Source organism: Stomatohabitans albus, assembly GCF_036336025.1.
Classification (GTDB): domain Bacteria; phylum Actinomycetota; class Nitriliruptoria; order Euzebyales; family Euzebyaceae; genus Stomatohabitans; species Stomatohabitans albus.
In genome coordinates, this window is record NZ_JAYKKE010000003.1 from 70653 (window position 1) to 81770 (window position 11118).

General features: G+C 53.7%; 11 protein-coding genes. 3 read left to right on the plus strand and 8 right to left on the minus strand.

Features of this window, described 5'->3' with window-relative positions; genetic code table 11:
- Positions 1 to 19 precede the first annotated feature (19 nt).
- The 5 genes from VCU37_RS08040 to VCU37_RS08060 form a co-directional block, all read right to left on the minus strand.
- Positions 20 to 253 carry a KH domain-containing protein gene (locus VCU37_RS08040; protein ID WP_336250131.1) on the minus strand — a complete coding sequence of 78 codons (234 nt, stop codon included), beginning with the start codon at positions 251 to 253 and terminating at the stop codon, positions 20 to 22.
- Position 254: 1 nt separating this feature from the next.
- Complete coding sequence (rpsP, locus tag VCU37_RS08045) at positions 255 to 761, minus strand: 30S ribosomal protein S16 (protein WP_336250132.1); 507 nt, start codon at positions 759 to 761, stop codon at positions 255 to 257.
- A gap of 93 nt (positions 762 to 854) precedes the next feature.
- Positions 855 to 2411 carry a signal recognition particle protein gene (gene ffh / locus VCU37_RS08050; protein WP_336250133.1) on the minus strand — a complete coding sequence of 519 codons (1557 nt, stop codon included), beginning with the start codon at positions 2409 to 2411 and terminating at the stop codon, positions 855 to 857.
- 58 nt (positions 2412 to 2469) lie between these two features.
- Complete coding sequence (locus VCU37_RS08055) at positions 2470 to 2925, minus strand: PTS sugar transporter subunit IIA (RefSeq protein WP_336250134.1); 456 nt, start codon at positions 2923 to 2925, stop codon at positions 2470 to 2472.
- Complete coding sequence (locus VCU37_RS08060) at positions 2922 to 3152, minus strand: PTS sugar transporter subunit IIB (RefSeq protein ID WP_336250135.1); 231 nt, start codon at positions 3150 to 3152, stop codon at positions 2922 to 2924. The genes VCU37_RS08055 and VCU37_RS08060 overlap by 4 nt, the downstream gene beginning before the upstream one ends.
- Before the next feature lie 200 nt (positions 3153 to 3352).
- On the opposite strand from VCU37_RS08060, the gene VCU37_RS08065 reads away from it, so the two are divergent.
- The 3 genes from VCU37_RS08065 (at position 3353) to nagB (ending at position 6696) form a co-directional block, all read left to right on the plus strand.
- A complete protein-coding gene (locus tag VCU37_RS08065) occupies positions 3353 to 4648 on the plus strand; it encodes a PTS transporter subunit EIIC (protein ID WP_336250136.1) in 1296 nt (431 codons plus the stop codon).
- A 93-nt stretch (positions 4649 to 4741) separates the two neighbouring features.
- Entirely contained in the window at positions 4742 to 5905 is a 1164-nt protein-coding gene (locus tag VCU37_RS08070) for an N-acetylglucosamine-6-phosphate deacetylase (RefSeq protein ID WP_336250137.1), read from the plus strand.
- A complete protein-coding gene (gene nagB, locus VCU37_RS08075; RefSeq protein WP_336250138.1) occupies positions 5905 to 6696 on the plus strand; it encodes a glucosamine-6-phosphate deaminase in 792 nt (263 codons plus the stop codon). Before VCU37_RS08070 ends, nagB begins: the two co-directional genes overlap by 1 nt.
- A 116-nt stretch (positions 6697 to 6812) precedes the next feature.
- On the opposite strand, the gene VCU37_RS08080 is transcribed toward nagB, so the two are convergent.
- The 3 genes from VCU37_RS08080 to ftsY form a co-directional block, all read right to left on the minus strand.
- Positions 6813 to 9053, minus strand: a complete 2241-nt coding sequence (locus tag VCU37_RS08080) for a cell wall-binding repeat-containing protein (RefSeq protein WP_336250139.1) — start codon at positions 9051 to 9053, stop codon at positions 6813 to 6815.
- Between the two features lie 161 nt (positions 9054 to 9214).
- Positions 9215 to 9727 carry a helix-turn-helix transcriptional regulator gene (locus VCU37_RS08085; RefSeq protein ID WP_336250140.1) on the minus strand — a complete coding sequence of 171 codons (513 nt, stop codon included), beginning with the start codon at positions 9725 to 9727 and terminating at the stop codon, positions 9215 to 9217.
- Complete coding sequence (gene ftsY / locus VCU37_RS08090) at positions 9727 to 11073, minus strand: signal recognition particle-docking protein FtsY (RefSeq protein ID WP_336250141.1); 1347 nt, start codon at positions 11071 to 11073, stop codon at positions 9727 to 9729. The genes VCU37_RS08085 and ftsY overlap by 1 nt, the downstream gene beginning before the upstream one ends.
- Positions 11074 to 11118 lie beyond the last annotated feature (45 nt).

Consider the following 11118-nt stretch of genomic DNA (forward strand, 5'->3'; position numbering starts at 1 on the left):
GATACGCAGACGATAGCCGTTAGCCGATAATGTCGATGTTTACTGGTTCGTCACTGATGGCCGATACGATCGTCCGAATCGCTTTCGCGGTCCGTCCACGTCGCCCAATCAGGCGTCCCATATCATCAGGCGCGACTTGCACCTCATAGACCAATGTGCCATCGGGATCTTCAGCTTCGATGATCTCAACGGCATCAACATCGTCTACTAGATTGGTCACAATCCAGTCAACGACGGCTAGAGATGAACTCAAGTTACTCAGCCTCAGGTGCGTCAGCTTCAGTGGTTTCTTCAGCCTCGGCGGCCGCAGCATCAGCAGCATCTGCTTCAGCCTCTTCAGCATCAGCATCAGCGGCAGCATTGGCAATCTCAGCTTCCTTAGCCGCCAAGGCTTCAGCAACACGAGCAGCATCAGCTGCTAAGGCTTCAGCGACACGCTTATCGCGTTCAGCAGCTTTCGCTGCCTTTGCTTCATGCTGAGCGGTGCGGTCACGGCCCTTGTCACCAGGCTTGAACTCTTCCCATACGCCGGTAATACGAAGGAGTTGCTTCACCTGATCGGACGGTTGGGCACCGACACCTAGCCAGTACAGCGCACGATCGTTCTTGATTTCAATCGTTGAGGGGTCATGGGTGGGCTGATAGTACCCAATATCCTCAATGTAACGACCATCGCGTGGTGAGCGACTGTCAGCGACAACGACGCGGTAGAACGGTTGCTTCTTCTTCCCCTCGCGCCGAAGGCGCATACGGACTGCCATGTAATATCCTTGAAAATCTCAGAATCGGTACGGTCGGACGTGAAAGCATAGCAGTGCCTCGACTGCTATGCGTGCAAACTCCCAGAGTACGTCTTACCGCTTCTTTTTCTTTTTTCTTTTTCCGGGTCCAACCGGTGCTGGGCCACCCATACCGCCCATTCCACCCATTGGTCCCCCAAGTCCCGGCATTGATCCACCAAGATTGGGCATCTGGCCACCCGGCATCATGGACGATAGGTCGCCGCCTAAGGCAGACATATCCCCTTGTTCGAGTTCTTTGCGCATCTTCTGTAATTCACGCATCTGACCAAACCGACCGCGCTTGGGACCACCCCCACCACCGGCAAACATATTCATCATGGGGCCCATCTGTTTCATCATGGCCGCCATCTGATCGTAGGCTTTAATCATCTGATTAATCTCTTGGACACTGCGTCCACATCCAGCCGCAATACGCTTACGCCGTTTCCCATTTAAAATCTTTGGATTTCTACGCTCTTCAACGGTCATTGACTGGATAATCGCTTCAATACGCACCAGTTCACGGTCATCAACAGACGCATTTGCATCCTTGAGTGCTTTACCGACTCCAGGAATCATCTCGAGAATCCCCTGAAGGGGGCCCATCTTTTTAATTTGTTGGAGCTGGCCCAAAAAATCTTCAAGCGTGAATTGACCTGAGAGCATGGCCTCAGTTGCTGCAGCCGTCTGTTCGTGGTCTAACGTTGCCTCTGCCTTTTCAATGAGGGTGAGCACATCACCCATTCCAAGAATTCGGCCCGCCATACGGTCAGGGTGAAACGCCTCAAACTCATCCAACTTTTCGCCCACGCTGGCAAATTTGATAGGACGATTAGTTACTTCAGCCACACTCAAGGCAGCACCGCCACGAGCATCACCATCAAGCTTCGACAGAATCACACCAGAAAAATCAACGGCTTCCAAGAAGGCTTGGGCTACATTCACGGCCTCTTGACCAATCATGGCATCAATCACAAATAGCGTCTCGACGGGATTGACTGCCGCTTTGATGGCCGCAGCCTGGGCCATCATTTCTTCATCGACATTGGTTCGCCCAGCTGTGTCAACGATCACCACGTCTCGCCCAAGGCGGCGTGCCTCGGTAACCGCATGATTCGCTACATCAACGGGGTTACCTTCTGTTTGTGGTGCATAGACAGGAACCCCAACACGTTCACCAAGGATCTGGAGCTGTCGCACAGCTGCTGGGCGCTGCAAATCACACGCAACGAGCATCGGTTTGCGGTCTTTTTGTTTGAGATGGAGGGCCAACTTACCGGCAGCCGTTGTTTTACCTGCCCCTTGAAGGCCAGCCAGCATAATGACTGCTGGGACTGATGAACCGAGATCCAGACTGGCTGATTGTTCTCCCAGAATGCGAACGAGCTCTTCATTCACAATCTTGATGAGCTGTTGGCCACTCGTAAGTGCCTCAGACACATCTGATCCCACTGCCCGTTCTTTGACACGTGATGTGAAGGTTTTAACAACCCGAAAGTTCACATCCGCCTCTAATAGGGCAACACGTATCTCGCGCAAGCCTTCTTTGACTTGGTCCTCCGTAAGTTTTCGCGATCCACGGAATCGAGCAAAGACGGCGTCAAGGCGATCAGATAAGGCATCAAACATGATGGCCTAATATACCCGAGCCACGTAGCCACCCCACAGGTGGCTCAGGTAGGTTTACCTATTCACCAAGTTCGAACAGTACGTCGCCTTGATGCACAACTTCACCGTTGCGGGTTGATGCGTATGCCCCTTTGGGTGAATCCATCACTACAATCGGAGTATCAAGGGCCAACCCATGTGAACGCACAATGGTGGCATCTACTTCGAAACAAAGTTGTCCAGCTTCGATCTCTTGCCCCTCCTCGATATGTCGAGTGAACCCTTCCCCGTGTAAGGAGACGGTATCGATACCGATATGGACAAGGACTCCCCGATCTCCATGCAGCACAATAAAGGCGTGGGGCATGATCTTGATCACGGTCCCAGTAATCGGCGAGTGGACCGCTAATCGTTCAATCTCGGTAGATGGGCGGAGACCAATCCCACTGCCAACGAGTTCATCTTTAAAGACCGGATCATCAAACTGGCTTAAGGCTAGAATGGCCCCATCGAATGGGGCCAAAATCGCACTCACAGAAGATCCTGAATGTCTTCAGCAAGGGCGTCTGCGGTTGGGCCGACCACAACCTGAACGGCCGTGCCAGCAACACTCACCCCGTGTACACCAAGGCCCTTAAGCGCATCCTGGTCAACCTTGCTCGGGTCGACCACGATTGTACGTAAACGGGTAATGCAACCTTCAATATCTTCAACGTTATCTGCGCCTCCGAGGGCACCTAGGATTTGTTCTGCTTTACTCATAAAGTCTCCTCTTTGGTCGATTGGGAGTCACAATACACCAATCGGGTCGTTCTGTGCGCGGTTGAGCTAAACAATTCACATTCGCGACCCAGCCTTTTTTTCATCAGACGTATGATGTCATTTGACATACACGATGATTTGCGCAATAGTCAAATGCCATACTAAACGTTTACCAAACCAATACCCTTCGAGGAGTTCCAATGAGTGATGCTCAAACGGACGCCGCCAGCCCTGGCCGCAAGCCCGGTGCCGCTATTTTGCAGACATTGCAGAGTTTCGGTCGTTCACTGATGTTGCCTATCGCCGCCTTGCCCGCAGCCGCGTTACTGTTGCGTTTTGGCCAAGCTGACATCATCAAATACATCGGCCTTGAACAAAGTGAAGTTGCAAACAACATCGCTAAGGTCATCGGCGCTGGTGGCGCAGCCCTTTTTGAAAACCTACCTATTTTGTTTGCCATCGGTATCGCCTTTGGTTTTGCGAAAAAGGGTGACGGGTCTGCCGCACTTTCTGGTGCCGTCGGCTACCTCGTCCTCGATAACGTCTTTAAGACCATGGCACCCATCATTCAGTGTGGTGGGTTAGACGGCGACGCACTCGCCACCTGTACTGAAGGCGCAAAAATCAACTATGGTGTCCTTGCCGGCATCGTGGCTGGCGTTATTGCTGCCAAGCTGTGGGAAAAGTACCACCGCGTGAAGCTGCCCGACTATTTGGGCTTCTTTGCTGGTCGTCGCTTTGTGCCCATTATTGTTTCGTTAGTGTCCATCGTAGTGGCCGTCATCATGGCCTTTATCTATCCCTGGTTTGATGCCGCCATCACCGGGTTGGGGAATGCGATCAGTGAAAATACCGTTTTGGGTGCGGGTATCTTCGGGGTGGTCAACCGCCTCTTAATTCCCTTTGGCTTGCACCATATTTTGAACTCGGTGGTGTGGTTCATCCAGGGGGCATATACCTGCCCTGAAGGAGCTACGTTGTGTACCCCGGGTGATATTTCAAACGGTGACTTGCATCGTTTCTTCGCTGGTGATCCAACCGCTGGGGTCTTTATGACCGGATTCTTCCCCGTCATGATGTTCGGCCTCCCTGGTGCCGCCATCGCCATGTGGCATTCCGCCAAGCCAGAAAACCGTAAAGCCGTTGGTGGCATTATGATTTCTGTGGCCTTCACCGCCTTCTTAACGGGTATCACGGAGCCTCTTGAGTTCTCCTTCATGTTCGTTGCCCCTGCGCTGTATGCCGTACATGCGGTACTTACTGGGGTTTCTATGGCGTTAACGAATGCGCTGGGAATCCATCACGGCTTCGGTTTCTCCGGTGGGGCAATTGACTTTGTCATCAACTGGGGGATTGCCCAAAATCCCTTGTTGCTGCTCGGCATTGGGATTGTCTACTTCTTCTTGTACTACTTCATCTTCATGGCCATGATTCGTGTCTTTGATTTAAAGACACCAGGTCGCGGTGACAACGAACTGTTAAGCGCAGAGGTCTAAACCGCAACAACGCTATCGGGGAGGGTTACCATGCGTGGTGGCCCTCTCCTCACCCGTTCAATGAACGAATCACCCTGCAGAACGGAGTCCATTATGTTGTTACGCGGACGCGTCATTTTTGGTGACCGACCAACCCTTGCTGATGGTGTGGTTGCTATTGACGGAGAACGTATCACTTACGCTGGTCCATCGGCCTCTTGTCCGTTCCCCCTCGACAAGGCCGAACAGGTACCGATTATCACCCCTGGTCTTATTGATGTTCACCATCATGGTGGTGCGGGCGGAACCTATGCCGATGATCCCCAGGCCGCCATCACCGCAGCTACACACCATCATCACATGGGGTCAACAACCCTGATCGCAAGTGTGGTAAGCGCAACCCACGAACAGATGCAGGCCAATATTGACGCCCTGGCCCCCCTTGTCCATGATGGCGTACTGGATGGGATTCACCTCGAAGGCCCGTTTATTTCTTGTGAAAAGAAGGGCGCCCACGACCCCAACGTGATCGTGCCCGGTAACCCTGCATGGTTTACCGATTGGTGTGAACGCGGGAATGGTGCTGTCCGTTCCATCACGTTAGCGGCTGAAACCGCACATTTTGATGAGCTCATTACGCTATGTCGCTCATTCAATGTGGTACCAAGCGTCGGGCATACCGATGCCGATGCTGACCAAACCCGGCACGCCCTCCAAGCTGACGAACGAGCCGGGCGTATCCGTGGCCCATGGACCACGACCCACCTCTTTAATGCGATGAATGGAATCCACCACCGTGTGCCCGGTCCGATTCCCTACCTCCTTGATCTTGCCAAGGCTGGCCAAACCACGGTGGAACTGATTGCCGATGGTGTCCATGTCCAGCCCGATATTGTTCGAATGACCGCCGATGCCGCTGGTGATGGGCTTATTCTTATCACTGACTCCATGGCTGCGGCCGGTCTCTCTGATGGCGATTATGTCCTCGGCACACTTGATGTAACCGTTACCGATGGTGTGGCGCGATTGAAAACCGGTGATGGAAGCGAAGGAGCTATTGCCGGTGGCACGAGCCGCCTGATATTCAATGTTCAACGCTGCATCGTTGACTACGGTTTGGATGAACGCCAGATCATTCGCGCCGCAACAAGTCGGCCAGCTGAGCTGTACGGCTTGAAAGACCGTGGCCGCCTCGCTACCGGTATGCGCGCGGATGTTCTTGTCCTAACTGCAACCTATGAACTCACCCAAGTAATCCGTAATGGAAAGGTCTTGTAATGCACATTGTTGTTCGTGAATCTGACGAAGAAGTCGGCCGCTATGCTGCTGATGTGATCGCCCAGATTGTTCGTCGTGGCGGTGCCACGATTGGGCTTGCGACGGGTTCAAGCCCGATGAGTACATACGCTGAGCTGATTCGGCTTCACAAGGAAGAGGGCCTGAGCTTTGCCGATACCCAAGCGTTCACACTGGACGAATATGTTGGCCTCGCCCCTGACCATGAGCAGAGCTATCACAAGACGATCCGTGATGCGATTGTTGACCATATCGACTTACCACTGAGCCATTTGAACACACCAAACGGTGTGGCGGAGAACCTCGTTGCTGAAGCCGAACGTCACGAGTCAAATATCCGCAAAGCGGGTGGTGTTGACGTTCAACTCCTGGGTATTGGGAATAACGGCCACATTGGCTTTAACGAGCCATCGTCAAGTTTGGCGAGCCGGACCCGCGTTGAAAGCCTGACCCAGTCCACAATCGATGCGAATGCCCGTTTCTTTGAAAACCCTGACGATGTCCCCCGCTTATGCATCACCCAAGGGCTCGGCACGATTATGGAATGTGGTGTGGCCTTGTTAGTCGCCCAAGGTGAAAGCAAAGCCGACGCTATTGCGGCCATGGTTGAAGGTCCAGTGACCGCCTCATGCCCAGCATCGGTACTGCAATTTCACCCCCATGCCATTGTCGTTGTCGATGAGGCTGCGGCATCAAAGTTAAAGGACCGCGCCTACTACGACCTTGCACAAGCAAATCGTGAACGGCTTATCGCCAACGGCGGCACACTGTAAAGCACCCGTAACGCAAACGGCTCCGCAACTATTGCGGAGCCGTTCTTTAGGCATTGACCTTACCTCGAATAAGCTCATGCCCCAAACGATGCGCTGGGGCGTGAGATGGGGAGGTATTACTTACTCAATGCCTCTGCTTGCGTGGATCCAATACGGGTAGGACCGCCGTACACGTAAATCGTTTCGATCTTCTTCTTGGAGGTCATCCACTCCGTTACCACGGTTGGTGTCTCAGCAGGGACCAGGAGCAACGGTCCGTTGACCGCCGCAATATGGGCACCGCCGGTCAAGGCGTCAGCAAAATCAGTTGTTGTGGCGACACCCACCATCTTGGGATCCGGGAAGAACACGCTGGCCACCTTGACTGATAAGACGGACGGATCAGCACCAGCAATGACGGATTGTGCCCGAGCGGTTGCCTTGATCGCTTGATCCCCGACCGCTGTAACCTTCAATGACGTGAAGGCATCCAGGAAGGCTGTTGTCTCAGGGGCTATGACAGCGCCATTGGTCAAGACGACAACGCCGTTCACCTGGGCTGCGGCGGGTGCCGCTATGAGGCTGGATTGCCAATCCGTACCGTCTACCACGAGGACCTGGTCAACCTTGCCTACCTTGGCAATGTGTTCAGCCGTCGCAATGGCAGTTGCGGCACGATTTGCTCCGGCTATACGAATCACCTTGACGCCAAGCTTGGCAACTGCTTGTTCAACTGCCGGGGTGACAGCCGCATCGCCACCCATCACGTACACCGTTTTGGCTCCTAAACGCCGGATTTCGTTAGCACTTGCGGGATGGAGCGTGTCGGATTGTGTGAGCAGGATGGGCGCATTCACTGCATGAGCTAAGGGAGTTGCAGATACGCTGTCGGCAGCCACATCACTGCGCGCCAAAATCACCGTTTCAGCACCCGTCGCAAACGTCGTTTTCGATGCAGCTACGGAGGTTTCAACCCGCGTTTCACCTGAGACACGAATGACTGTTCGCTGGCCAGCCGGGTTGACTGACGGCGACGCACTGGGGGTAGGCGTCGGTTGAACTTGAGGGCCTGGGACCGGTGGCTGGGGCTGAGCAGGTGGCTGGGGCTGGATGGGTGGCTGAGGTACAGGAGCCAATAACCCTGCACCAGGGGGCACCGTCAGCGCCGGATCCTTAATCGTTGCGGGGTTGAGTTCATTGACTGCCTGACCGGTGTAATTCCCAACGAAATTAATCGGGGCATCATCGGTCCATACGACTCCGGTTTTGACCGCTATTGCCAAATCACCAAAATCATTACGTGCAATGGATACCCCTCCAGGTTCAAACGAATCCGAATAGGAAAGGGTGATGCCCTCGGCGGCAACTGGTCGTTCCGCCCCGGTCAACGTATTGTCTTCAATGACCACGGCCTGAATCTTTGGCAAGGTTGAACGCCGTGAACGAGAACTCCCAAGCTCTATCCCTACCGCAGTGAATCGACCATTTGCTGGTAAGCGAAACTCATTATGATGAATCGTTACGCCAGGCCGATGCACCTGAATGGTGGTGGTATTTCCATCCTGGATAAATAAGTTATCTCGAACGATATGGTCATTCACCGTGGGTACCCAAGCGCGTTGACCAGCGCCCATACCAAACTTCAACGTTCGCCCAGTTTGTGCTGGATGCTTGACGACGTTGTGTTCAAATCGAGTGGATCCAAGCGTCTTATCTACCGCTAGAGGCGACACCCCATCAAAGGTTGAATGTTCGATAACAACACGTGGCGCCGCCTGTTCATTGGCAACGTTCACAATCGCAACGTTACGGTACGGGTCACTGCGCAGCCCATTCACGTTGAGTAATGACAGATCGCTATCAGCTTGGAACACGGACTTGCCACGAACATCGTTGGCAATATGAACGTCCTGAACGATGAGTGGAGAACGCACCGTACAGGTAGTCGCAAATGCAGAAGACCGAGGATCTTCAATCGTCAATACCGCTCCCTCATCGCGCGGGCGAACGGCATCTTTGTGATCAACACCAAGGGCAGTTACGGGACTGTTGCTGGTTATGGTGATCGACAGGTTCTGATAGTCAATGGCCGCGGGCAAGCGATAGGTACCATTTGCTAATCGCACGACATGGTCAGCCCGAGTGGACCCCGTCGGGGTGGCATTCGCTTGGGCTAAGGCACCAGTACGAGAAAAGAGTTGGTCAAAGGCGGCTTGGTCACCAATCTCATGGATGACCGCGTTGGCCGGAACTGGACTGGTTACAGGCGGTAAGGATGACTGGGCAAGCGCAACAGGACTACCCACCAATGGGAGTGCGAGTCCAGAGGCAATAACCACTGCAACAAGAGCATTCTTTGTGTTTTGATAGGTGAACATTCAGATAGCATAAAGGCTGAATATTGTTCATCTTAAGGAAACCTAAATAATCTCAATACTTCGCCCTATCTCCATCAAAGGGTGGCATCAGACACCCCGCCACAAGCAAGGGGTCGGCCCCGAGGGCGCCAAAAGACACCCTCATGGTACAGACACCTGAGTCATGATGAGGTGGGCCGATTGGCAATCGGGGTGCGTAATAGGACTGCTGTACCAATACGTTCAAGTGCAAAGGATCGCTCGTCGTGGCGGAGATGGCACCAGCCTGTCAATAAATTACCCGTCAATGACCACGGGTCAATCACTCGAATTGTGGCAGCACCGTGATGGGATGTGGCGAAGTAATGAAGCTCAACTTGGCGCTGTTCATCAATGGCCTGGTTGATTGCAGCACGAATAGCGCCAAGTCCTACCGCTTTCTTTTCTTGCCAATCAAGTTGCGGGTCGGTTACGTGTGGTTGGATCGCGTAGGTGCCGGCAATATCAACACCATCGTCGTGCAACAATGCGGCGAGGCCACCAGGCTCCAATGGACTAATCGCAACGGTTGGGGCAACCGGCGTGATTGGCTTACCCGCACGCTCAACGTGGTCAATAAACCCGTTGAGCTCCGCAGGAGTGCGGGCAATAACAACACTGTTGGCCTGGTGAATGTAGGCGCGTGGCCGCCCCATTATGACGCCGTATCCTCAGCAAATAATGCATCAATAAATGCTTCTGGTTCAAAGGGGGCAAGGTCTTCGATACCTTCCCCAAGCCCTACCCACTTAACCGGGATACCTAGCGAGCGTTGAATGGCGATCACGATCCCACCTTTAGCGGTGCCATCCAGTTTGGTGAGCACAACACCCGTCAAGTTCACGGCCTCTGCAAACGCCTTGGCTTGACTCAGACCGTTCTGTCCCGTTGTGGCATCAAGCACGAGCAATGCCTCATCAATCGGACCCGCATCGCGTTCAACAACACGCTTGATTTTTTCAAGCTCAGCCATCAGCTCGGTCTTATTTTGCAACCGGCCAGCCGTATCAATCATTAAGATGTCCGCCCCAGCCGCCTCAGCAGCCTTCCACCCATCAAAAGCAACTGCGGCAGGATCGGCCCCTTCAGCTTGGGCTATCACGCGAACCGAAGAACGTTCTCCCCAGATTTTCAACTGATCAGCAGCGGCTGCACGGAATGTATCCGCAGCGGCAAGAACAACATGATCACCCGCATCGCTATACCGTTTTGTCAGCTTACCGATGCTCGTAGTTTTGCCCGTTCCATTCACTCCGGTAAAGAGCCAAACACTCGTACCATCAGCCCGCCGCTGCATCTCCCGATTGCCTATGGTCAAATCGTCGAGCAAAAGAGACTTCAATTCGGCCATCGCATCATCACCGCTGGTAATGCCCTGTTCACGGACGCGAGTACGCAATTGTTCAACGAGATCCATCGTCGCCTCGACACCAACATCGGCGCTGATCAACGTATCTTCGAGGTCTTCCCACGATTCATCATCAAGACCAGCACCAAATATCGAGCGGAGTTGAGCCCCAAGCTGATTGCGAGAACGGGTCAGTCGTTCAGTGAACCGTTGAAGAAGGGACGGTTTCGCAACCTCCTCAACGGGTGCTTCTGGCTCTTCCTCAACAAGCGTTTCAGCTCCAGGTACCTCCGCACTGGCCACGTCCTGCGTTGATTCGGGTTCAACCGGTAATTCAGTGACAACCGCACTGGCCAATGCATCCCCATCCCCAGGCTGATCCTCGATGTGCACGAGACCGTCGGGGTGACGCCCATGATCAAGGAAATCTATCGTTGGAGCTGGTTCTGGCAGCGCCCCAATCTGAATCGTGCCCCCCAATTCCATACTGGGCACCACTGGTTCGGTTGCTGGCTGTGGTGGAGTTGGCTCCTCAGATGGCGGTGCATCAGGTACGACGCTTGTACGCCGAGTAAGAAGCCACACCAGGAGGAGCAACAGCAGGGCGGCAACAATGGATATCCCTATAACCGTGGGGTTGTTCAGATTCAGCATGTTCCAAAGGCTAACATTCACGCACGGTGTACGTTCTCCCTACCA

Bases quoted from the DNA above. Each gene is read 5' to 3' on its own strand.
- ffh (WP_336250133.1), bottom strand. From the start codon at position 2,411: ATGTTTGATGCCTTATCTGATCGCCTTGACGCCGTCTTTGCTCGATTC.
- VCU37_RS08060 (WP_336250135.1), bottom strand. From the start codon at position 3,152: ATGAGTAAAGCAGAACAAATCCTAGGTGCCCTCGGAGGCGCAGATAAC.
- VCU37_RS08065 (WP_336250136.1), top strand. From the start codon at position 3,353: ATGAGTGATGCTCAAACGGACGCCGCCAGCCCTGGCCGCAAGCCCGGT.
- VCU37_RS08085 (WP_336250140.1), bottom strand. From the start codon at position 9,727: ATGGGGCGGCCACGCGCCTACATTCACCAGGCCAACAGTGTTGTTATT.
- rpsP (WP_336250132.1), bottom strand. From the start codon at position 761: ATGGCAGTCCGTATGCGCCTTCGGCGCGAGGGGAAGAAGAAGCAACCG.
- nagB (WP_336250138.1), top strand. From the start codon at position 5,905: ATGCACATTGTTGTTCGTGAATCTGACGAAGAAGTCGGCCGCTATGCT.
- ftsY (WP_336250141.1), bottom strand. From the start codon at position 11,073: ATGCTGAATCTGAACAACCCCACGGTTATAGGGATATCCATTGTTGCC.
- VCU37_RS08070 (WP_336250137.1), top strand. From the start codon at position 4,742: ATGTTGTTACGCGGACGCGTCATTTTTGGTGACCGACCAACCCTTGCT.
- VCU37_RS08080 (WP_336250139.1), bottom strand. From the start codon at position 9,053: ATGTTCACCTATCAAAACACAAAGAATGCTCTTGTTGCAGTGGTTATT.